The organism is Cryobacterium arcticum, assembly GCF_001679725.1.
Classification (GTDB): domain Bacteria; phylum Actinomycetota; class Actinomycetes; order Actinomycetales; family Microbacteriaceae; genus Cryobacterium; species Cryobacterium arcticum_A.
Genome location: NZ_CP016282.1, coordinates 2,171,492 through 2,192,936, shown reverse-complemented (window position 1 = coordinate 2,192,936; position 21,445 = coordinate 2,171,492). Strand labels below are relative to the sequence as shown.

Genomic DNA, 21,445 nt, shown 5'->3' with positions numbered 1-21,445 from the left:
CCCGCCCCGTCGCCCTGCCGCCCACCGAGGACCAGGCGGGGACGGTGCCGGACGCCATGCCCGCACGCGTCGGGTCCGGCGACCGTGGCGTCTCTGACACCGCGGACGGCCTCACCGCTCTGCTCACCGCGGCACGCCAGGCCTCCCTGGCTCTCGCCTCAGCGCCCACCCAGGTGAAGAATCGCGCCCTGCGCGGCATCGCCCAGGCGCTCCGCGACAACGTCGCCGGGATCGTCGCGGCCAACGCGGTCGATCTCTCTGTCGGCGCGGACAACGGCCTGAGCGCGGCACTGCTGGACCGACTGACGCTGGACGAGGCCCGCATCCGCTCTCTCGCCGACGCCGTGGCCGAGATCGAACTGCTCACGGACCCGGTCGGCGAGGTGGTGCGGGGCAGCAGCCTGCCCAACGGCGTCAAGATCAGCCAGGTCCGTGTGCCGTTCGGTGTGGTCGGTGTCATCTACGAGGCGCGGCCCAATGTGACCGTCGACATCGCCGCCCTGGCCCTCAAGAGCGGCAACGCCGCGGTTCTCCGCGGCGGATCGGCCGCCGAGAACTCGAACCGGGTGCTCGTGGACCTGATTCAGCAGGCACTCGTCGCGGCCGGGCTGCCGGGGGAGTCCGTGCAGACCATCGACCCGTACGGCCGTGCCGGCGCCACTCGTCTGATGCAGGCCCGCGGATTCGTGGACGTGCTGATTCCCCGGGGCAGCGCAGGGCTGATCCAGGCCGTCGTGACCGAATCCACCGTGCCCGTCATCGAAACCGGAGCCGGCGTGGTGCACATCTTCCTCGACGACTCCGCGAATCTCGCGTGGGCCACGGACATCGTGCACAACGCCAAGGTGCAGCGACCCAGTGTCTGCAACGCCGTCGAGACCGTGCTCGTGCACGAGGCCGCGGCCGCGCGGCTGCTGCCGGCTGTTCTGGGCCGACTCGCCGAGGCCGGCGTGACCATTCACGGGGATGCGGCGGTGCGTGCCCTGTTCCCGGCCGCGGTGCCGGCCACCGAGGAAGACTGGTCCACCGAGTACATGAGCCTGGACCTGTCCGTGGCGGTCGTCGCCGACCTCGACGAGGCCATCGCGCACATCCGCCGGTACTCCACCGGTCACACCGAGTCGATCATCACCAACGACATCGTCAACGCCGAACGCTTTCTGGGCGAGGTGGACTCCGCCGCCGTGATGGTCAACGCCTCAACCCGCTTCACCGACGGGGGCGAGTTCGGCTTCGGCGCCGAGGTCGGTATCTCCACCCAGAAGCTGCACGCGCGGGGGCCCATGGGCCTGCCGGAACTCACGAGCACCAAATGGATCGTCCGCGGATCCGGCCAGATCCGGTCCTAGCGTGTCTTCGGCGCACCGACGGCGCCGTGCGGGAGCCCCTCCCGGTGCGGGCGGGTCGCCCCGCTAGACTGGTCGCGGTACCGGTGCCGCCCGTCGTGGCTTCCGATTGACCCCACGCTTCCCCGAACGGAGATTCCATGTTGTTCCTGACCGCTGTCCTGGCCGAGGTCGAGCACGCCCAACTGCCCGTGCCCACCTGGGTCTACGGCCTGGTGGCCCTCGTGATCTTCGCGGCCCTCGGTTTCGTCCTGTGGAGCTTCCGCGACGTCGCCAACCGCCACAGTGCAAAGGCGAACGCGTACGCGGCCGCGCACGGTGGCGCGTCCAGCCACGGCGGCCACTAACCGAACGGCCGACTGTGACCCGGCACCGCCCACGCATCGGAGTGATGGGCGGAACCTTCGATCCGATCCACCATGGGCACCTTGTGGCGGCCAGCGAGGTCGCGCAGAGCTTCGATCTCGACGAGGTCATCTTCGTGCCGACCGGGCAGCCGTGGCAGAAGCACGACGTGACCGTGGCCGAGCACCGCTACCTCATGACCGTGATCGCCACGGCGTCAAACCCACGCTTCACGGTGAGCCGGGTCGACATCGACCGTACCGGCCCCACCTTCACCATCGACACGCTGCGAGACCTGCACGCGGAACGTCCGGACGCCGAACTCTTCTTCATCACCGGAGCCGACGCCATCACCCAGATCCTGGGCTGGAAGGACGCCGCCGAACTGTGGAAGCTGGCGCATTTCGTGGCTGTGAGTCGACCGGGACATGATCTGAGCATTTCAGGTTTACCTAACCAGGACGTAAGCTTGTTGGAGGTTCCGGCTCTGGCCATTTCGTCCACCGACTGCCGGGAACGCGTGAACCGGGGATTCCCGGTCTGGTACTTGGTCCCCGACGGGGTTGTCCAGTACATCTCAAAGCATCACCTGTATCGGAGTGTGGCATGACGTTGGGTAATAGCCCGCAGCCACTGACGCGACGACAGTTGCGCGAGTTGGCCCGGGAAAACGAACCGGTCTCTGCAGAGGACCGTTCGAACGACGAGTCGCCCGCGTCCCCCGAACCTCGCCCCACCTCCTCCCCGGCGCCGATCGAGCCCGACGAACACCACTCCCGGCACACCGCGCCGCCCGTCGAACGTGCTGAACCTGCCCGCCCCGCTCCGGCTCCATTGCCGATCCCCGAGCCTGCCATGGTGCAGGACACCGGCCGCACTCTGAGCCGCCGCGAACTGCGTGCTCTGCAGGCCGCGGCAACGGCGAGCACCGACGGTGCAGATGACGGGCATGCAGCCGATGAACGTGCAGCCGACGACCATTCAGCTCACAACGGGACTCCCGACGAACGCCAGCTGGCGCCGGCGGCTGTCCCCGCGAACCGGGACGCCGGCACCGACGACGCGCCATCGCTGAATCCCGCCCCCGCATCCAGCGGGCTGCACCCGCCCATCGGCCACTGGTCGGTCGACCGCGAAGACGACAGCCACATCGAGACCATCGGCCGTCGCGACGACCAGACCTTCGACGACCTCGTCGGTCGGGGCGTCGGGGCGGGCGGAATACCGACGACGACCAACGCCCTGATCCTGCCGTCGATCCCCAGGCAGGGCCCGGCCGGTCCGATCACCAGCACCGGCGAGATCATGATCACCGGTTCCATCGACCTGCCGCGCAGCCTCGGCGCCACTGGCCAGCACCCCAACCTCTTTGACTCGTCCGAGATGGACCGGATGCTGGACCAGCTCGACGAGGGCGGCCACCACAACGACGTCGCTCCCGTGAGCGCGAGCCGCGCCGTCAGCACCCACACCTCCACCCGCGGCGTCATGACGCCGCCGCGCAAACGGGGAGCGTCACTGCCGACGGTTCTCGCCATCACCGCGGCGGTGCTCGCCATCGGCGTGCTGTCACTCTTCGTGGTCGGCTACGCCTTCAATATCTACTAGTGATCCATGCTTTCCGGTGACCGACTAGTCTCGTTTCTTCTTATGCCATCCTTTTCGCTTTTACTAACTCAGGGATTCAATCGATGACCGCTTCTGCCCACGCTCTCGAGCTCCTCAAGGTGGCTGCCGCCGCCGCCGACTCGAAAGCGGGGGAGGACCTCGTAGCTATCGACGTTTCCAACCCGTTGCCGTTGGCCGACATCTTCCTCATCGTCACCGGACGCTCCGAGCGCAACGTCGTCGCGATCGCCGGCGAGATCGAGGACAAGCTCATCGAGGCCGGCTACAAGCCGCTGCGTCGTGAGGGGCGTGCCGAGGGCCGCTGGGTCCTCGTCGACTTCGGCGACCTGGTCGTGCACGTGTTCCACGAAGAAGAGCGGGTCTACTACTCCCTCGAACGACTCTGGAAGGACTGCCCGGTCATCCCGATCGATCTGCCCAGCGCACGTGCCCTCGACGAGCCCGTCGTGGAGCCCGCAGTGGCGTCCCCGACCGAATCCGTGGTCGAAATTGATGCCGCGGACTAGCGTTTGGTTCGCGACCACTCAAAACATGTAGTAACCTAATGAAGTTGTTTCGGAGGAATTCGAAACAAAGTCTGGGTCCGTGGCGCAGCTGGTAGCGCACCTGCATGGCATGCAGGGGGTCAGGGGTTCGAATCCCCTCGGATCCACAACAAAATACAAAAACCCCCGATGACAGTAGTCATCGGGGGTTTTTGCATGCCGCTGCAGACCCGGTGGGAAAAAGATTTTCAGAGAATTTTCCGCACGCATCGAGGAGACTGTCGACCGAGCCGGACGGCCCGTCGGTCATCGCAAGGACGGGGGCGTGGGCCGGGACGCACCCGGCCTACCCGGCGGCAGGCCCACGGCCGATACTGAGCCAGCCGTCCGGTCCGTTTCCGGCCGCACCACCCGCTGTGCCACCCGCCGTCGCGCCTGTCGCGCCACCCGTCGAACCTGACGGGGTGCCGCCGGCTGCCGCGTCCTTCATCGCCTGCAGCTGGCGTTCGACATCCGCGCGGGTGGCGCCGGAGGAGAGCTGGCGCTCCAGGTCGTCGTCCGGCGGCGCCGTCAGATCGTTCAGCGCCCCGCTGGCGAGCAGCTCGTCCGTGGCGGCGGCCCTCGCCTTCATCTGGGCCACCCGGTCCTTGGCCCTGTCGAGGGTGACGCCGACATCGCTCATCTCGGAGCCGATCCCGGCCGCGGCCTCATTGGCCCGTGCCTGGGCTTCGGATGCCGCGTAGGTGGCCTTGATCGTTTCCTTCTCGGTGCGGAACGCGGCAACGCGGTCGGCGAGGCGACGCTCGTTGGCCTGCAGACGCTCCTGCTGCTGCTGTAGCGCCGTGTACTGGTCCCGGAGCGAGGCCACCTGTCCCTCGAGCAGAGAACGGCGCTCAAGGGCCGTGCGGGCGAGGTCCTCGCGGCCCTGGGTGAGGGCCTCCTGCGCCTGGTCGCCCAATCGGCGGTGCCGGGCGCCCATCTCCTGCCCCTGGAGTTCGAGCCGTTTCTTCGCCGTGGCCACATCGGCCAAACCGCGTCGCACCTGCTGCAGCATGGCGACGAGTTGCTCGTAACTGTCGTCGAGTGCTTCGCGTGGGTCTTCCAGCCGGTCCAGGGTGTGGGAGGCCTTGCTGCGGAAGATCACGCGGAGCCGTGAAGTGAAGGTCATGAGTGGTTCCCTCGGTCAAGGTGGGTATCCAGGTGGCGAGACGACGCTTTCGACGGCGGCTGCGCATCCGGATGGTTCAAGGTGTGCAACTGCGCCATGCCGGCGTCGAGGGCGGCGATCTCCCGGTCGACCTCGAGTTGCAGGGTGAGAAGGGCGTCGTCGCTGAACCCGCCGAGTCCGGCGGCGACCGCCGCGCGCACCTTGCGCACCAGCCCGGTCACCTGGTCGACCCGGTGAACGGCCAGCGGCAGGGCTCCGCGCAGCACCTCGGGTTCGGTCTCCGAGGACAGCAGGAGCAGATGGGCATCCACGGTCTCGGCTTCGCCCTCGATCCGGCGGAACAGCCGTTTCAGTTCGCCGTGCGGACCGGCGCTGCGACCCGCGATATCGAGGGCGGCATGCCCGCTGTACAACGAATCCCGCAGCCGCACCCGCTGCGCCAGGATCTCGTGCTGCGGCCCAACGCTCAGAGTCGCCCGGGTGCGAAGCAGCCCACGGTTCACCGCTCGGCTGCGGCGCATCCGCGTGAAGACCGTGCGGCCGATCAGCACCACCGTCAACGTCGACACGAGAACGATGGTTCCCAGTGCGGCCAGGACCTCGATGAGCACACCCATTGCTGCCTCCCGAATTCTGCTGGGCGAGTCGCGCCAGCGAACACGGCACGATCTACCCGGTAAGGTACGCCGGAAACTGGGGAATTGTCAGGGAATCACGTGGCGGAGCCGTCACCACGCGCGCCCTACGATGAGGAGGTGAATGAGACCCTGCCCCCGTGCCCGGAATGCTCCAGCGACATGTCCTATGAGATGGGGGCACTGCTGGTCTGTCCGCTCTGCGGCCACGAGTGGACGGCCGAGTCTGTCGCCGTCGATGAACCGGCACAGGACGCTGTCATCACCGATGCGTTCGGGACCGTCCTGGCCGACCACGACTCGGTCACCATCATCAAGGACCTCAAGATCAAGGGCAGTTCCAACGTGATCAAGGTCGGCACCAAGGTGCGCGGCATCAGGCTGCGCCAGGGCGTGGGCGACCACGACATCGAATGCCGGATCGAAGGCGTGTCCATGCAGCTCAAGTCCGGGGTGGTCAAGAAGGCCTGATCGGGAGCGAACCCGATTCCACCCCCATCCGGGGCACCTGGATTACACTCCGTGGCATGACCGAGCCTCAGCCGTACACGGTGGTGCGGGCATTCCCCGGTTTCGACGTCCGCCGCTATCCCGACAGCATCCAGCTGCAGGTGCGGGTGCGCGGAGACGTCACGGGAGCGGCGGGCCGGGGCGTGCGGCCGTTGCTTCGGTATCTCCGGGGCCACAACAGCTCTGCGACCCGGTTCGCCCTGACGGCCCCGGTGCTGCACGAGGAGGCCGGCGAAGACACCCATCTGGTCAGCGTGGTGCTTCCGGGCCAGCTGGACCCACGCGCCGTTCCGTCGCCGTTGGATGACGCGGTGACCGTGCGCGCAGTGCCCGCATTCGAGGCGGCCGCCCTGCGCTTCCGCGGCGGCTGGAGTACCCGCCGGTTCGTCGACCGCGGGCTGCAACTGCTCGGGCAGGTGCTGGCGGCCGACCTCCTGCCCGACGGCCCCGTGTACTACGCCCGCGTCGACCCGAAGCCCGCCGCCGGCCTCCTCACCCGCCACGAGGTCTTGGTGCGGGTGACCTCGGCGTAACCCGATGACGGAGAATGGCTCTGTGACCCTCTCCGATCCGTCGTCGTCGTCTCCCACCCCGGACCGTTGCCCCTGCCTGAGCGGGATGAGCTACGCCGACTGCTGTGGGCGGCTGCATCTCGGCGACGCGCGGGCGGCCACGGCCGAGGCGCTGATGCGATCACGGTATGCGGCCTTCGCCGTCGCGGATGCCGACTACCTGCTGCGCACCTGGCATCCGAGCACCCGGCCGGAGACCCTGGAACTGGACCCCACGCTGCGCTGGGTGCGGTTGGACATCGGGCGCGCGGTGCGGGGCGGACCGTTCGACACCGAGGGGAGCGTGGAATTCACGGCGCACTATCGGCAGGACGGGCAGCCCGGTGAGCAACACGAGGTGAGCCGTTTCGCCAGGATCGACGGTAGCTGGCTCTACCTGGACGCGCTCGACTGACCGCCGGACGCGACGCCGTGACACCTACCGGCCTGCAGAAGGCGCATACTTTGCTCATGGAAGACGATCCGCGCATCCTGGTCGTCGAAGACGAGGCTCGGCTCTCCGGCATGCTCCAGGAGCTGCTCGGCAGCGAGGGATACGTCGTGACCGTTGCCAGGGACGGGCAGCGTGCGCTGCATGCCGGGCTGACCCAGGACTTCGATGTGATCCTGCTGGACCGTGGCCTGCCCGTGATCAACGGACTGGACGTTCTCACGAAACTCCGCGCGGGCGGCGTCCTGACCCCGGTGCTGGTGCTCTCGGCCCTGGGCAACCCTGCCGATCGGGTGGAGGGGTTGGACCGGGGCGCCGAGGACTACCTGGCCAAGCCGTTCGACCTGGATGAGCTCCTGGCGCGTCTGAGGGCTTTGCGTCGGCGGACGGTCTCGACGGTTCCCGTGCTGCGGGTTCCCCGAGGCCAGCTCAGCGTCGCCGACCGCGAGGTCACCCTCGACGCGGGCGGAACGGTGACCCTGTCCGAACGCGAGTGCGATCTTCTGGAGAGACTCGCCCGTCGTCCGGATCAGACGTACCCGCGCGAGGATCTGCTCAGCGTGGTCTTCCCTGACGCCGACGACGAAGGCGTTGTCGACACGTACGTGCACTACCTGCGCAAGAAACTGGGCCGCGATTGTGTGCACACCGTGCGCGGTATCGGCTACCGGATCGGACGCCCGCTGTGAACCGCGCGGACACCGGCCGGCCACGCACGGCCCTGGGCAGGACGGCCATGCTGTCAACCGGCGCGCGGACGGACCGCACGGACGATCCTGAGCTGCGCCTGGCCGCGCGGCGTCTCGCCATGCAGTTCACCGGCCTCATTGTGGTCCTGCTGCTTCTCGTGGGCGGGCTCGTGCTGGGCATCGTCAGCGCGGGCCAGCAGGAGGCATCCGATCAGGAGCTGCGCAACAGCGCCTCGATCGACTCCCCGGACGAGGCTCCCGACGGCGTCTACCTCATCGTCGTCGACGACGGCAGGCTCCGCACCTCCCGGGACCTGCCCGCCCAACTTCCCGACGAGGACGCCCTGCGGTCCGTCGCCGAGACCGGGAAGCCCGTGGAGAGTTCCGTGAGCATCGACGGACACGACTACCGGGTGCTCACCAGCCAGGACGGTCCGCACCTCACCCAGGTGGCCGTCGACCAGCACCAACGTGATGAGGAACGGGGCCGGCTGATCCTGGCACTCTCCGTGTCCGGCATCCTGGCTGCCGTCGCCGCGTGGTTCCTGGCCACCTGGATGGCGCGGCGCGCTATGCAGCCCCTGGCCGAGGCCCTCGCCCTCCAGCGCAGGTTCGTCGCCGACGCCAGTCACGAACTCCGCACCCCGCTCACGGTCCTCAGCACCAGAGCCCAGATGTTACGGCGCCGGCTCCCGGCGCTGACCGGGCCCGACGACGACGGAGCCCCGGGAGCATCGGCCCAGATTCGCGGACAGGTCGACGAGATCGTGCAGGATTCACGGATGCTCACCGAAATCCTCGAAGACCTGTTGATCGCGGCCGATCCGCGCGAGGTCCTCGAGCAGCAGCCGCTGGACATCGCCGCACTCGCCGACGAAGCGGTCGCCTCGTTGAGGCCGGCCGCCGAGCACCAGAACCTTACGCTGGAGCGCACCGGGTCCGCCGCCCCGGTCATGGTGAACGGCGCGAGAATCGCCCTGCACCGGCTGTTCACGGCACTGGTGTCCAACGCCGTGGACCATGCCGTGCACAGCGTGCGGGTGGACGTGCAGATCGTCGGCGCGAACGCGGTCATCCGGGTCAGCGACGACGGTCCCGGTTTCCCCGCCGGCACGGACGCGCGCGCCTTCGAACGATTCGCCAGCACCCGTGCCGGGGTACCGGCGGGCGCCGCCGCGCCCACAGCCGCGGTCGCAGATGCAGATGCAGATGCAGCCGCTCCACGGCACTACGGCCTGGGCCTCGCCCTGGTCGCCGAGGTGGCGGCACGGCACGGCGGCTCCGTCTCCATTGAGCCGCTCAGCGGCAGAGGGGCGACCGTGGCCGTGTCCCTTCCGGCCCGGCGCTGACGGGAGACCCGACGGTGTCCCGGCAGCCGAGGGGTGTTGCCCACGGGTTCCTGCACAAGGCTGCCCTCGACCGGTTCTGCACAGGCTTCGCGACCTAAGAATCCTGGAAGAAATCCGTCGCATGCTCGACGGAGGACCGGTCCGAGGGATGTTGCCCTCGAGCATGGACGCCGTCGCGGTCGTCCGGGTCGGAAAGGGATTCGTCATGAGCATCAGAAGCACAGGCAAGGCCGCCGCGCTGGCCGTGACCGTTGTCGTCGGCGCTGTCAGCGTCGTCGGCGGGGGCGTGGTCGCCGGCCTCCTCTGGGTGGCCGGTGCGGGCACATCCGGTGCGGGCACGAGCAGCTCCGACCCATCCGTGCCGTCCGATTCGGTGCCGGCACAGCCTGCACCAGTACAGCCCGCACCAGTACAGCCCGCACCAGTACAGCCCGGCCAGGGCCAGGCGCCGCACGCCCAGTCGTCGGGTTCCTGAGCGCCGTGCCCCGCGAGCGGGCCTCACCGGCCCCAGGCCCCAACCGGTGAGGCTAGGCCAGGAACACCGCGGCCAGCAGGGCGATGTACACGATCACGAATATCGCGGGCGTCAGGAATCGAACCACGTTCAGCCAGGGGGCCGACGCGATGACCCGACGGCTGAGGGCCGACGGTGCGCTCACCAGTGCCAGGTCCTCGATGATCGCCCCGCCCTCATTCGCGGCGGCGATCTGCGCAAGAGCGCCCAGGATTCCGGAGGCGAGCAACACGCCGGCGGCGGCGATGCGCACGCTGACGGGGGTGTCGCCCAGCCCCAGCGCGGTGAACCCGATCAGGGCGGTGAGCAGGAAGGTGGGTGCCAGCTGGGACACGATGATGTGCCACCGGGCCGCGGCCCAGCGAGTCAGCAGATCGGCTTCGGTCATGATCGCTCCGTTCGTGCGGGCGGCCGGACAGCCCCCGATATTCCCCCAGTGTGACCCCAAACGCGAGGGAACATCGCGCGCCGCACCGATCGCACGGGGCGATCCACGGGCCGACGGATCGGCCTGACGTCAGGCGAAGGTCTCGTCGAGGGCGGCCGCGAGATCCCCGATCAGGTCGGCGGCGTCCTCCAGCCCCACCGAGAGCCGCAGGTGCCCGAGCCGCTGGAATTCCTCCGGGCAGTAGGCGGCCCGCGCCCCGCTGCCCGACACATGCACGATCAGGCTCTCGTCGTGGCCGAGGGAGACGGCGGAGGTGATCACCCGGAGCCGGGCCACGAACCGGTTCTGGGCGTCGGCGTCGCCCGTCACGGCGAAGGCGAGCATGCCCCCGAACCCGTGCTGGAACTGGCGAACGGCCAGCTCATGCTGCGGATGCGTCGGCAACCCCGGGTAGGCGACATATGCGATCCGCGGGTCGGCGGCCAGGAACTCCGCGACCAGTTGGGCGCTCTCGGTGTGCTGGCGCAACCGCAGCGGCAACGTGACCGACCCGCGCATGATCAACCAGGCGTTGAACGGGCTGATCACCCCGCCGACGTCCACCATCGCCTCGGACTTGATCCGCTGCACCAACGTGCTGGAGCCGATCACGGCCCCTCCCATGGCATCCCCGTGGCCGTTGATGTACTTGGTGAGGGAGTGCACGACGAGGTCGGCGCCGAGATCGAGCGGACGCAGCACCGGTGGCGGGGTGAACGTCGAATCGACCGACAGCAGGACGCCGGCCGCCCGGGTGATGGCCGCGATCGCGGCGATGTCGGCAACCCGGGTGGTCGGGTTGGCGATGGCCTCCACGTGCACCAGGCGGGTCTCGGGGCGGAGGGCCGCCGCGACGGCCGCCGGGTCGCTCGTGTCCACGAACGTCGCCGTGATGCCGTACTTGTCGGGCAGGAGCTCGCGGAAGAGCTTGAAGGTGGCCTCGTAGGCGACATCCGAGACGACGACATGATCACCCGTGCGCAGTAAGGTGAAGAACACGGCGTGCAGCGCGGCGACGCCGCTGGCCAGTGCCACGGCGTCCTCGCCGTGCTCCAGGAGCGCCAACTTACGCTGCAGGCCGAGCTGGTTGACGCCGCTGTTGCGGGTGTAGAGGGGAACATCGGTGCCCGACCAGCTGATCGTCGAGGGGTCGTCGGGGAGCGCGTACGAGTTCGCCATGACGATCGGGGTGCGCACCGCACCTGTGCCGGGGTCGATGTCGTTGCCCGCGTGCACGGCGCGGCTGGACTCGGCGAGGGACTGCGGCGCATGCTTGTCTGGTCGAACCGTCATGAGGCCAGCGTAATGACCTCGATGAGCGGCGGGCGAGGGTGTGACGCCGCGCGACGGCCGGCGTCGCGAATGGGAAACTAGAGCCATGACCGCAACACTCGTCGCCAAGGGCCTGGCCGGCGGCTACGCCCACCGCACACTGTTCGACTCCCTCGACCTCACCGTCGCGCCCGGAGACGTCGTGGGCGTGGTGGGGGTGAACGGTGCCGGCAAGTCCACCCTCCTGCGCCTGCTGGCCGGGATCGACGAGCCCTCGTCCGGCAGCGTCTCGCTCTCACCGGCGGATGCCTTCGTGGGCTGGCTGCCGCAGGAACACGAGCGAGTGCCCGGCGAGACCGTCTCGGAGTACATCGCCCGGCGCACCGGATGCGCCGAGGCCACCCGGGAGATGGACGTCGCGGCTGCCGCTCTCGCCGAACCGGCCGCACCCGGCGGCCCTGACCCCGCCGACGTCTACTCGCACGCCCTCGACCGATGGCTGGCCAGCGGTGCGGCCGATCTCGACGACAGGGTGCCGGGTGTCCTGCACGACCTCGGCCTCACGCTGGACGCCGATGTCGCCGCGGACGCCCCGATGACGGCGCTGTCCGGCGGCCAGGTCGCGCGGGTGGGCCTGGCGGCGCTGCTGCTGTCCAGGTTTGACATCGTCCTCCTCGACGAACCCACCAACGACCTCGACCTCGACGGCCTCGAGCGGCTCGAGTCCTTCGTGCGAGGCCTCCGCGGCGGTGTCGTGCTCGTCAGCCACGACCGCGAGTTCCTGTCGCGTTCCGTGACGCGGGTACTCGAATTGGATCTGGCCCAGAACGCCAACCGGGTCTTCGGCGGCGGGTACGACTCGTACCTCGAGGAACGCGAAACGGCCCGCCGGCAGAAGCGGGCCGCGTTCGACGAATTCGCCGACAAGAAGGCCGACCTGGTCGGCCGCGCCCGCATCCAGCGCGAGTGGTCGAGCCAGGGCGTGCGCAACGCCATGAAGAAGGCGCCGGACAACGACAAGATCCGCCGCAAGGCCTCCGCCGAGTCCAGTGAGAAGCAGGCCCAGAAGGTCCGTCAGATGGAGAGCCGAATCAAGAGGCTCGACGAGGTCGACGAACCGCGCAAGGAATGGAAGCTCGAGTTCACGATCGGCCCGGCCCCCCGGTCGAGCACCGTCGTGTCGGTCCTCAACGACGCGATCGTGCGGCAGGGCGACTTCGTCTTCGGCCCCGTGTCGCTGCAGGTCAATGCGGGGGAGCGCATCGGCATCACGGGGCCGAACGGCGCGGGCAAGACCACCCTGCTGCGGGCGCTGCTGGGCCGTCGCGTCCCCGATGCCGGGTCGGCGAGCATGGGCACGAGCGTCGCGATCGGGGAGATCGACCAGGCACGGGCCAGTGTCACCGGTGACCAGAGCCTGGTGACCATCTTCGAGGAGCGCCTGCCCGACCTGGCCGCCGGAGAGATCCGCACCCTGCTGGCCAAGTTCGGGCTGACCGCCGATCACGTCAACCGGCCGGCCGACGCCCTCTCGCCCGGCGAGCGCACACGCGCGGGACTCGCCCTGCTCCAGGCCACCGGCGTCAACCTGCTGGTGCTCGACGAGCCCACCAACCACCTGGACCTGGCCGCGATCGAACAGCTCGAGCAGGCCCTGGACTCCTACACGGGTACGCTGCTGCTGGTGACGCACGACCGACGGATGCTGTCCACTGTGCGCCTCGACAGGCACTGGGCGGTCGAGGCCGGCCAGGTCGTCGAGACCAGCGCCGCCGCATCCGCTGCGCGCTGAACCGGCAGCACTGGAGCGGCAGCACTGAACCGGCAGTACTGGACCGGCAGCGCCGGACCGGCAGCGCTGAACGCACCTGGAATAGAACCGGCCACGCGGCCGTTGGGACGTAGTATGCGTATGCATACAAACTGATGGGAAGGGCGCACGACACATGGCACCGACACTGGAATTGGGTCTCGACACGTTCGGCGACGTCACGTACGCCCCCGACGGAACCCTGCTCAGCCACGCGCAGGTACTGCGGAACGTGGTGGCCGAGGCGGTACTTGCCGACCAGGTGGGCCTGAGCTTCTTCGGCATCGGTGAGCACCACCGGGAGGACTTCGCCGTCTCCGCCCCCGAGGTCGTCCTCGCCGCGATCGCCGGGCAGACCTCCACCATCAAGCTCGGCTCCGCCGTCACCGTGCTCAGCTCCGACGACCCGGTGCGGGTCTTCCAGCGCTTCGCCACCCTCGACGCCGTCTCAAATGGTCGAGCAGAAGTGATCCTCGGTCGCGGCTCCTTCACTGAGTCGTTTCCGCTGTTCGGCCTGGAGCTGAGCGACTACGAGCAGCTGTTCGAGGAGAAGCTCGAGCTCTTCACCGAACTGCTCAAGGAGGAGCCGGTCACCTGGACCGGTACCACCAGGGGCTCCCTGACCGACCAGCGAGTGTTCCCGCCCACCGAGTCGGGCAGCATCCGCACCTGGATCGGCGTGGGCGGCAGCCCGCAGTCTGTGGTGCGCGCCGCCCATTACGGCCTGCCCCTGATGCTCGCGATCATCGGCGGCGAACCGTTGGCGTTCGCCCAGTTCACCGACCTGTACCACCGCGCCCTCGACCAGTTCGGTCGCGAGCGGCTGCCCATCGGCGAGCACTCGCCCGGCTACGTGGCCGCGACCGACGAGCAGGCCCGCGAGGAGATGTGGCCGCACTACCGGGCCATGCAGGACCGCATCGGCCGCGAGCGCGGCTGGGGACCGGCCACCAAGGCCCGCTTCGAGCAGGACGCCGGACCCGACGGCGCGCTGTTCGTCGGATCGCCCCAGACCGTCGCCACCAAGATCGCCAAGATGGCCACCGGGCTGTCCTTGTCCCGGTTCGACCTGAAGTACAGCCTGGGCACCCTGTCGCACGAGAAGCTCATGAACAGTATCGAGCTCTACGGCACCGAGGTGGCCCCGATCGTGCACGAACTCATGGCCTGACCCCGGGCCCGGCGGGCGAGCAGGGCCCCTCGGACGGGGTAGCGTGAACGAGTGGGCCCGGCTCAGGCAAACCGCCCACGTTCCCCCTTTCGCTTATTCATTCCTCGAGGAGTACACCGTGGAAACCTGGCCCGGATCTGCCTACCCGCTCGGCGCGACCTATGACGGCAGCGGCACGAACTTCGCCCTGTTCAGCGAGGCCGCCGAGCGGGTGGAGCTGTGCCTGTTCGACGAGAACGGCGCCGAGACCCCCGTGGAGGTCCGCGAGTCCAGCGCCTTCGTCTGGCACTGCTACCTGCCGGAGGTGCAGCCGGGCCAGCGCTACGGCTACCGGGTGCACGGTGAGTACAACCCCAGCGAGGGCAAACGCGCCAACCCCAACAAGCTGCTGCTCGACCCATACGCCAAGGCCACCTGCGGCGTCATGGACTGGGACCAGGCCCTGTTCTCCTACAACTTCGGCGACCCGGACTCCCGCAACGACGAGGACTCCGCCCCGCACATGATGTTGGGCGTGGTCGTCAACCCGTTCTTCGACTGGACCGGCGACCGCTCGCCGCGCACCCCGTACAACGAGACGGTGATCTACGAGGCCCACGTCAAGGGTCTCACCCAGCTGCAGAGCGAGGTGCCGGAGTCCCAGCGCGGCACCTACGCGGCCGTCGCGCATCCGTCGGTCATCGAGCACCTGCAGAAGCTCGGCGTCACCGCCATCGAGCTGATGCCGGTGCACCAGTTCGTCAACGACTCCACCCTGCAGGACCAGGGCCTGAGCAACTACTGGGGCTACAACACCATCGGGTTCTTCGCCCCGCACAACGCGTACTCCTCCAGCGGCGACCTCGGCCAGCAGGTGCAGGAGTTCAAGGGCATGGTCAAGAACCTGCACGCCGCCGGCATCGAGGTCATCCTCGACGTGGTCTACAACCACACCGCTGAGGGCAACCACCTGGGCCCGACCATCTCGTTCAAGGGCATCGACAACGCCGCCTACTACCGTTTGATGGACGACGACGGCCGTTACTACATGGACTACACAGGAACCGGCAACACGCTCAACGTGCGCCACCCGCACGCCCTGCAGCTGATCATGGACTCGCTGCGCTACTGGGCCATCGAGATGCACGTCGACGGTTTCCGGTTCGACCTGGCCAGCGCCCTCGCCCGCGACCTGTACGACGTCGACAAGCTCTCCACTTTCTTCGAGCTCGTACAGCAGGACCCGATCGTCTCCCAGGTCAAGCTCATCGCCGAGCCCTGGGACGTCGGCCCCGGCGGATACCAGGTCGGCAACTTCCCGCCGCAGTGGACGGAGTGGAACGGGAAGTACCGCGACACCGTGCGCGACTTCTGGCGTGGCGAACCCTCCACCCTCGGCGAGTTCGCCTCGCGCATCTCCGGATCCGCCGACCTCTACGAGCACTCAGGCCGCCGCCCGGTCGCCTCGATCAACTTCGTCACCGCACACGACGGCTTCACCCTCAACGACCTGGTCTCCTACAACGAGAAGCACAACGACGCCAACGGTGAGGGCAACAACGACGGCGAGAGCCACAACCGGTCGTGGAACTCGGGCGTCGAGGGCCCCACCGACGACGACGCCATCCGCACCCTGCGCGGCCGCCAGCAGCGCAACTTCATCGCCACCACGCTGCTGTCCCAAGGCGTGCCGATGATCCTGCACGGTGACGAGCTCGGCCGCACCCAGCACGGCAACAACAACACCTACGCGCAGGACTCCGAGCTGAGCTGGATCCACTGGGACGAGGCCGATGTGCCTTTGATCGAGTTCACCGCCGCCGTGGTGCGCCTCCGCAAGGAACACCCCACCTTCCGCCGCAGCCGTTTCTTCGACGGCCACCCCGGCAAGCGTGGCGAGGGCGACCCGCTAGCGGACATCGTCTGGCTGAACACCGACGGCGAGGAGATGCGGGCGGAGGACTGGGACGAAAGCCGCGCCCGCACCGTGGGGATGTTCCTCAACGGCCAGGGCATCCGCGAGCGCGACTCGCGTGGCCGGGAGGTCACCGACGTCAACTTCATCCTGCTCTTCAACGCGGATGGCGAGGACGTCGAGTTCACCCTGCCCAGCGACGAGTACTCGCCGGCCTGGGAGATTGTGATCGACACCGGGGGAGAGGGCGCCGACTCGCTGCCCCGCCCGGCCGGTGCCATCCACACCGTGAAGGGACGCTCACTGGTCGTGCTCCGCGAGTACCACGAACCCGAGGCCCTGCCGGATCACTCCGTGGCCGCGTCGCTGGCGAGCCACCCGTCCCCGCCGACGGCGACGCTCACGTTGCCGGTGCTCCCTGACCCGTACGCCGCGACCGAAGGACACGCGTAACCCTCATGATCGTTCCCGTCTCCACTTATCGCCTGCAGATCACGTCGGCCTTCGACCTGGATGCGGCGGCAGCCGTGCTCGATTACGTCACCGCACTGGGCGCCGACTGGATCTACCTCTCACCGCTGCTCACCGCCGAGGCGGGGTCCGATCACGGCTACGACGTGACCGACCACGGCACCGTCGACCCGGCCAGGGGCGGGCCCGAAGCGCTCGCGCGGCTCTCCGAGCAGGCCACGACCGCCGGCCGGGGCATCCTGGTCGACATCGTGCCCAACCACATGGGGGTGAACACCCCCCAGGACAACGCCTGGTGGTGGGACCTGCTGAAGCTCGGCCGGGAGTCGCGCTATGCGGAGGCCTTCGACGTGGACTGGCCGGCCGGCCACGACCGGGTGCTGCTTCCGGTGCTCGGAGACGGCGACGCCGAGCTGGAGAAGCTCACCGTCGTCGGCGACGAACTGCACTACTACGACAACCGGTTCCCGCTGGCCCCGGGGACCGCCGACGACGGCGCGAACGCCACGGTCGTCCACGACCGGCAGCACTACGAACTGGTGAACTGGCGCCGCGCCGACGCCGATCTCAACTACCGGCGGTTCTTCGCGGTGAACACCCTCGCCGGCCTCCGCGTCGAGGTGCCGTGGGTCTTCGACGAATCCCACCGCGAGATCCTGCGCTGGGTGCGCACCGGAGCGGTGCAGGGCCTGCGGGTGGACCACCCGGACGGCCTGGCCGACCCGGGCGGCTACCTCGATCGTCTGCAGGCCGCGATGGGCGGCCGCTACCTCCTCGTGGAGAAGATCCTCGAGGGTCGTGAGCAGCTGCCCAGCAACTGGTCGACCGACGGCACCACGGGCTATGACGCCCTCGCCGACTTCGACCGGGTCCTCGTCGACCCGGCGGGCCAGGAACGACTCGACGCCCTCGAAGCGGCTCTGCAGGCCGAGCTGAGCGGCGCCGACGCCCCGGTTTCCTGGAGCGAACTGGTCTACACCGGCAAACGGGCCATCGCGGACACGATCCTGCAGAGCGAGGTGCGCCGCCTGGACCGGCTGATCCCCGAGGTGCCCGACGCTGTCGACGCCCTGTCGGAACTGGTCGCCTGGTTCCCGGTGTACCGCTCCTACCTGCCCGTCGGCCGACACGAGCTGGACACCGCGGTGCGCTTGGCCCGGCAGCGCCGGCCAGACCTGGACGCTACCATCAGCGCGCTGCTGCCCATTCTCACCGACCCCGACCACCCGGCTGCAGTGCGGTTCCAACAGACCTCCGGCATGGTCATGGCCAAGGGCGTCGAAGACACCGCCTACTACCGCTACAGCCGGCTCACCTCGCTCAATGAGGTCGGCGCGGACCCGAGCGAGTTCGCGGTGCCGGTGGACGAGTTCCACCGCCGCCAGCAGACCCGCCTGGCCGTCTCGCCCGCGTCCCAGACCACGCTGTCCACCCACGACACCAAACGTGCGGAGGATGTGCGCAGCCGCATCTCGGTCATCGCCGAGCTTCCGGACGAGTGGGCCGCTGTGCTCGGCACGCTGCGCGGGCTGGCTCCGCTCGGCGACGCGCCCTTCGAGAACCTGCTCTGGCAGGCCGTCGTCGGCTCCTGGCCGGCGTCGACGGATCGCCTCATCGGCTACGCGGAGAAGGCGTCCAGGGAAGCCAACCTCTCCACCACCTGGACCGCGCCGAACGAGGAGTTCGAGAACGCCATGCGCGACCTCGTCCGCAGCCTGGCCGAACCCGGTCCGCTGCGCGACACCGTCACCGCGTTCGTCGACAGGATCCGGCAGGCCGGTTGGAGCAACTCCCTCGCGCTCAAGCTGATCCAGCTCACCGCCCCCGGCGTGCCCGACGTCTACCAGGGCAGCGAGCTCTGGGAGACGTCCCTCGTCGACCCCGACAACCGCCGCCCCGTCGACTACGGGATGCGCCGGGAGTACCTGGCCCGGGTCACCGCGGGCTGGCTGCCGCCGGTGGATGAGACGGGCGCGGCCAAGCTGCTGGTCACCACCCGTGCGCTCCGGCTGCGACGGGATCGACCGGACCTGTTCCGCCGACACGCTCCCGTCGAGGCCTTCGGCTCGGCCGCCGCCCACGTCGTGGCCTTCGACCGGGGCGGCGCCGTCACGGTGGCCACCCGGCTGCCGGTGGCCCTGGCCCGCACCGGTTGGGGCGACACCACGATCATGCTCGCCGGCCATGCCTGGCAGGACACCCTCACCGGCGCCCACGTCGCCGGAGGAGAGGTGCGGCTGGCCGACCTGCTCGCGCGCTACCCGGTGGCACTGCTCATCCCCGCATCCGCCACCCAGCCCGAATCCGCCGCCACCGAGGAGGTCGCCCCGTGACCGAGGACGCCACCAGCTCCGCACCAGACCGAACCGTCCCCGCGCACCGGCCCGTCGAGGTGTGGGCGCCGAACGCCGCCGAGGTACAGCTGGTCAGCGAAGCCGGCCCGGTCGCCATGAGCCGCGATGACTCCGGTTGGTGGCACGCCGGCCTGGCCGACACCTCCGCCGGCGCAGACTACGGCTTCCTGGTCGACGGCGCCGGCCCGTTCCCCGACCCGCGCTCCCGGCGCCAGCCCGCGGGCGTGCACGGTCTCTCCCGCACCTTCGACCCGGCCGCCCACGCCTGGCAGGACGGCGCCTGGACCGGTCGCCAGCTGGCCGGCGGCACCATCTACGAGCTGCACATCGGCACCTTCACCCCCGAGGGTACGCTGGATGCCGCCGCCGCCCGGCTCGACCACCTCGTGGACCTCGGCGTCGACTTCGTCGAGCTGCTCCCGGTCAACGGGTTCAACGGCAGCCACAACTGGGGCTACGACGGTGTGCTCTGGTACGCCGTTCACGAGGGCTACGGCGGCCCGGCCGCCTACCAGCGCTTCGTCGACGCGTGCCACGCCGCCGGCATCGGGGTGATCCAGGACGTCGTCCACAACCACCTCGGGCCCAGCGGCAACTACCTGCCCAACTTCGGCCCCTACCTCAGCGATGCCGAAGGGAACACCTGGGGCGCATCGGTCAACCTGGACGGCCCGGACTCCGACGAGGTGCGCCGGTACATCATCGACAGCGCCCTGATGTGGATGCGTGACTACCACGTCGACGGGCTGCGCCTGGATGCCGTGCATGCGCTCAAGGACCACTCCGCCGTGCACCTGCTCGAACAGCTTGCCGAGGAGACCGCCGTGCTCAGCGCATTCGTCGGCCGCCCGCTCACCCTCATCGCCGAGTCCGACCTCAACGACCCGCGTCTCATCACGCCCCGCGAAGCCAACGGCTACGGGCTGGACGCGCAGTGGAGCGACGACTTCCACCACGCCGTGCACGTCGCGCTCACCGGCGAGACGGTGGGCTACTACGCCGATTTCGCGCCGCTCGGCGCCCTGGCCAAGGTGCTCACCCGCGGGTTCTTCCACGACGGCACCTTCTCCAGCTTCCGGGGCCGGCTGCACGGCCGCCCGGTCGACCTGCAGCGGATGCCGGCCTGGCGCCTGGTCGTCGCCTCCCAGAACCACGATCAGATCGGCAACCGCGCCATCGGCGACAGGTTGAGCGCCCAACTCGACACCGGCCAGCTGGCCATCGCCGCCGCCCTCACGCTGCTCGGCCCGTTCACCCCGATGCTGTTCATGGGCGAGGAATGGGGCGCCCGCACGCCGTGGCAGTTCTTCACATCGCACCCGGAGCCGGAACTGGGCGTGGCAACGGCCGAGGGCCGGATCGGCGAGTTCGCCCGGATGGGCTGGGACCCGGCCGTGGTGCCCGACCCGCAGGACCCCGCCACCTTCGAGCGGTCCAAATTGGACTGGTCCGAGCTGCAGCGACCCGACGCGGGCCGCCTGTTCGCGTTCTACAGCCACCTGGCGGTGCTGCGCCGCGAGCACTGCGACCTGACCGATCCCCGGCTGCTCAGGGTAGCCGTGGAGTTCGACGAGGCCGACGGCTGGGTGAAGCTCACCCGGGGCGCCACCGAGATCCTGCTGAACCTGTCGACGAGCCCGCGCTGGGTTCCGGCGGCGGGGAGCACGGTCGTCCTGGCCTTCGCGAACAACGCCGATGCGGCACCCCGCCTGGACGCCGGTCAGGTCTTGTTGCCCCCGCACTCCGTCGCCGTGCTCGCCTGACCCGACCATCGCGCCCTAGCCGACGCAGAATCGAGGAGAAAACCGTGGGTTCCTTCCTGTCCCAGCAGAGCGCTGAGGCTCTGGCCAGGCTCGTCCGGCTGGACGGCGAAGAGTCCGCGCCGCCCCTCGAACGGATGCGGGCGATCCGCGCCGTGCTACATCACCTCGACGCCGATCCGGCCGCGCTCAGCAGCGTGCGCGACGCCCTCGCGGCCGGGTCAGGCTGGCCGGAGATCGCCGAAGCGGCCGGCCTCAAGCCCACCGCGGCCAAGTGGCGTTGGCAGGGCACCGACGACGAGATCGCCGCCCGGCTGTCCGCTGGCCGCAAGCGCAGCATCCGGCCCAGCAGCGTGCCCACCGATCTCCCGGGCCGCTCGGTGGCCGAGGCGGCGGCGCAGCTCGGGGTGTCCGCGCAGGCCGTCTACCTGCAGGTGACCCGGGGTAGGCTGATCAGCCGCACGGTCGAGCTGGCCGACGGGCGGAGCTACAAACGCGTCTTCCTACCCGGTGACGCGCTACCCTCCACTGCAGGAACATCGGCGCACTCGCTCGATGATTCGCCCGAGGTTCCGACCAACACCGATCGCATCAGAACAGACCGCTAGCCCGAC

Annotated in this window: 21 protein-coding genes and 1 tRNA gene; 18 read left to right on the top strand and 4 right to left on the bottom strand. The window is 69.2% G+C overall.

The features are described from left to right. The first annotated feature begins 56 nt into the window (after positions 1–56). The 6 genes from PA27867_RS09835 (at position 57) to PA27867_RS09810 (ending at position 3,972) form a co-directional block, all read left to right on the top strand. A complete protein-coding gene (locus PA27867_RS09835; RefSeq protein ID WP_084021405.1) occupies positions 57–1,349 on the top strand; it encodes a glutamate-5-semialdehyde dehydrogenase in 1,293 nt (430 codons plus the stop codon). Between the two features lie 137 nt (positions 1,350–1,486). After that, complete coding sequence (locus PA27867_RS09830) at positions 1,487–1,693, top strand: hypothetical protein (RefSeq protein WP_066595868.1); 207 nt, start codon at positions 1,487–1,489, stop codon at positions 1,691–1,693. A 14-nt stretch (positions 1,694–1,707) separates the two neighbouring features. After that, positions 1,708–2,301 carry a nicotinate-nucleotide adenylyltransferase gene (gene nadD / locus PA27867_RS09825; RefSeq protein WP_157109171.1) on the top strand — a complete coding sequence of 198 codons (594 nt, stop codon included), beginning with the start codon at positions 1,708–1,710 and terminating at the stop codon, positions 2,299–2,301. Beyond that, positions 2,298–3,299, top strand: a complete 1,002-nt coding sequence (locus tag PA27867_RS09820) for a hypothetical protein (RefSeq protein WP_157109170.1) — start codon at positions 2,298–2,300, stop codon at positions 3,297–3,299. Before nadD ends, PA27867_RS09820 begins: the two co-directional genes overlap by 4 nt. An 83-nt stretch (positions 3,300–3,382) precedes the next feature. Then, entirely contained in the window at positions 3,383–3,826 is a 444-nt protein-coding gene (gene rsfS / locus PA27867_RS09815) for a ribosome silencing factor (RefSeq protein WP_084020945.1), read from the top strand. 73 nt (positions 3,827–3,899) lie between these two features. After that, positions 3,900–3,972: transfer RNA gene (locus tag PA27867_RS09810), tRNA-Ala, on the top strand. A gap of 179 nt (positions 3,973–4,151) precedes the next feature. On the opposite strand, the gene PA27867_RS09805 is transcribed toward PA27867_RS09810, so the two are convergent. After that, positions 4,152–4,973: a PspA/IM30 family protein gene (locus tag PA27867_RS09805; RefSeq protein WP_066595858.1), complete on the bottom strand. Its 822-nt coding sequence runs from the start codon at positions 4,971–4,973 to the stop codon at positions 4,152–4,154. Beyond that, positions 4,970–5,590, bottom strand: a complete 621-nt coding sequence (locus PA27867_RS09800; protein ID WP_066595849.1) for a hypothetical protein — start codon at positions 5,588–5,590, stop codon at positions 4,970–4,972. Before PA27867_RS09800 ends, PA27867_RS09805 begins: the two co-directional genes overlap by 4 nt. A gap of 138 nt (positions 5,591–5,728) precedes the next feature. Between PA27867_RS09800 and PA27867_RS09795 the strand changes: the two genes are divergently transcribed. The 6 genes from PA27867_RS09795 (at position 5,729) to PA27867_RS09770 (ending at position 9,633) form a co-directional block, all read left to right on the top strand. Continuing rightward, positions 5,729–6,079 (top strand): zinc ribbon domain-containing protein YjdM, encoded by a 351-nt coding sequence (locus tag PA27867_RS09795; protein ID WP_066599576.1) that lies wholly within the window; start codon positions 5,729–5,731, stop codon positions 6,077–6,079. 56 nt (positions 6,080–6,135) lie between these two features. Beyond that, positions 6,136–6,651 (top strand): SOUL family heme-binding protein, encoded by a 516-nt coding sequence (locus PA27867_RS09790; RefSeq protein ID WP_066595846.1) that lies wholly within the window; start codon positions 6,136–6,138, stop codon positions 6,649–6,651. 22 nt (positions 6,652–6,673) lie between these two features. Next, on the top strand, positions 6,674–7,084 hold the full coding sequence (locus tag PA27867_RS09785) for a YchJ family protein (RefSeq protein WP_257783048.1): 411 nt from the start codon (positions 6,674–6,676) through the stop codon (positions 7,082–7,084). A gap of 56 nt (positions 7,085–7,140) precedes the next feature. Beyond that, positions 7,141–7,809, top strand: coding sequence for a response regulator transcription factor (locus PA27867_RS09780; protein ID WP_208857248.1), 669 nt, complete (start codon positions 7,141–7,143; stop codon positions 7,807–7,809). A 47-nt stretch (positions 7,810–7,856) separates the two neighbouring features. After that, positions 7,857–9,158 (top strand): sensor histidine kinase, encoded by a 1,302-nt coding sequence (locus PA27867_RS09775; protein ID WP_157109169.1) that lies wholly within the window; start codon positions 7,857–7,859, stop codon positions 9,156–9,158. Positions 9,159–9,363: 205 nt separating this feature from the next. Then, positions 9,364–9,633 (top strand): hypothetical protein, encoded by a 270-nt coding sequence (locus PA27867_RS09770; protein ID WP_157109168.1) that lies wholly within the window; start codon positions 9,364–9,366, stop codon positions 9,631–9,633. Positions 9,634–9,685: 52 nt separating this feature from the next. On the opposite strand, the gene PA27867_RS09765 is transcribed toward PA27867_RS09770, so the two are convergent. Next, positions 9,686–10,060 (bottom strand): hypothetical protein, encoded by a 375-nt coding sequence (locus PA27867_RS09765; protein WP_066595830.1) that lies wholly within the window; start codon positions 10,058–10,060, stop codon positions 9,686–9,688. 129 nt (positions 10,061–10,189) lie between these two features. Then, positions 10,190–11,392, bottom strand: coding sequence for a trans-sulfuration enzyme family protein (locus PA27867_RS09760; RefSeq protein WP_066595825.1), 1,203 nt, complete (start codon positions 11,390–11,392; stop codon positions 10,190–10,192). Between the two features lie 85 nt (positions 11,393–11,477). Between PA27867_RS09760 and PA27867_RS09755 the strand changes: the two genes are divergently transcribed. The 6 genes from PA27867_RS09755 (at position 11,478) to PA27867_RS09730 (ending at position 21,439) form a co-directional block, all read left to right on the top strand. Continuing rightward, positions 11,478–13,163 (top strand): ABC-F family ATP-binding cassette domain-containing protein, encoded by a 1,686-nt coding sequence (locus PA27867_RS09755; RefSeq protein WP_066595822.1) that lies wholly within the window; start codon positions 11,478–11,480, stop codon positions 13,161–13,163. Positions 13,164–13,317: 154 nt separating this feature from the next. Then, complete coding sequence (locus tag PA27867_RS09750; RefSeq protein WP_066595817.1) at positions 13,318–14,352, top strand: LLM class flavin-dependent oxidoreductase; 1,035 nt, start codon at positions 13,318–13,320, stop codon at positions 14,350–14,352. 118 nt (positions 14,353–14,470) lie between these two features. Continuing rightward, on the top strand, positions 14,471–16,699 hold the full coding sequence (gene glgX, locus PA27867_RS09745) for a glycogen debranching protein GlgX (RefSeq protein WP_066595816.1): 2,229 nt from the start codon (positions 14,471–14,473) through the stop codon (positions 16,697–16,699). Between the two features lie 5 nt (positions 16,700–16,704). Further along, complete coding sequence (gene treY / locus PA27867_RS09740) at positions 16,705–19,050, top strand: malto-oligosyltrehalose synthase (RefSeq protein WP_066595812.1); 2,346 nt, start codon at positions 16,705–16,707, stop codon at positions 19,048–19,050. Further along, positions 19,047–20,834 carry a malto-oligosyltrehalose trehalohydrolase gene (gene treZ, locus PA27867_RS09735; protein ID WP_066595808.1) on the top strand — a complete coding sequence of 596 codons (1,788 nt, stop codon included), beginning with the start codon at positions 19,047–19,049 and terminating at the stop codon, positions 20,832–20,834. Before treY ends, treZ begins: the two co-directional genes overlap by 4 nt. A 44-nt stretch (positions 20,835–20,878) precedes the next feature. Next, on the top strand, positions 20,879–21,439 hold the full coding sequence (locus PA27867_RS09730; RefSeq protein WP_066595807.1) for a hypothetical protein: 561 nt from the start codon (positions 20,879–20,881) through the stop codon (positions 21,437–21,439). Positions 21,440–21,445 lie beyond the last annotated feature (6 nt).

Bases quoted from the DNA above. Each gene is read 5' to 3' on its own strand.
- PA27867_RS09835 (WP_084021405.1), top strand. From the start codon at position 57: ATGCCCGCACGCGTCGGGTCCGGCGACCGTGGCGTCTCTGACACCGCG.
- PA27867_RS09830 (WP_066595868.1), top strand. From the start codon at position 1,487: ATGTTGTTCCTGACCGCTGTCCTGGCCGAGGTCGAGCACGCCCAACTG.
- PA27867_RS09820 (WP_157109170.1), top strand. From the start codon at position 2,298: ATGACGTTGGGTAATAGCCCGCAGCCACTGACGCGACGACAGTTGCGC.
- rsfS (WP_084020945.1), top strand. From the start codon at position 3,383: ATGACCGCTTCTGCCCACGCTCTCGAGCTCCTCAAGGTGGCTGCCGCC.
- PA27867_RS09805 (WP_066595858.1), bottom strand. From the start codon at position 4,973: ATGACCTTCACTTCACGGCTCCGCGTGATCTTCCGCAGCAAGGCCTCC.
- PA27867_RS09800 (WP_066595849.1), bottom strand. From the start codon at position 5,590: ATGGGTGTGCTCATCGAGGTCCTGGCCGCACTGGGAACCATCGTTCTC.
- PA27867_RS09790 (WP_066595846.1), top strand. From the start codon at position 6,136: ATGACCGAGCCTCAGCCGTACACGGTGGTGCGGGCATTCCCCGGTTTC.
- PA27867_RS09780 (WP_208857248.1), top strand. From the start codon at position 7,141: ATGGAAGACGATCCGCGCATCCTGGTCGTCGAAGACGAGGCTCGGCTC.
- PA27867_RS09775 (WP_157109169.1), top strand. From the start codon at position 7,857: ATGCTGTCAACCGGCGCGCGGACGGACCGCACGGACGATCCTGAGCTG.
- PA27867_RS09770 (WP_157109168.1), top strand. From the start codon at position 9,364: ATGAGCATCAGAAGCACAGGCAAGGCCGCCGCGCTGGCCGTGACCGTT.
- PA27867_RS09765 (WP_066595830.1), bottom strand. From the start codon at position 10,060: ATGACCGAAGCCGATCTGCTGACTCGCTGGGCCGCGGCCCGGTGGCAC.
- PA27867_RS09760 (WP_066595825.1), bottom strand. From the start codon at position 11,392: ATGACGGTTCGACCAGACAAGCATGCGCCGCAGTCCCTCGCCGAGTCC.
- PA27867_RS09755 (WP_066595822.1), top strand. From the start codon at position 11,478: ATGACCGCAACACTCGTCGCCAAGGGCCTGGCCGGCGGCTACGCCCAC.
- PA27867_RS09750 (WP_066595817.1), top strand. From the start codon at position 13,318: ATGGCACCGACACTGGAATTGGGTCTCGACACGTTCGGCGACGTCACG.
- treY (WP_066595812.1), top strand. From the start codon at position 16,705: ATGATCGTTCCCGTCTCCACTTATCGCCTGCAGATCACGTCGGCCTTC.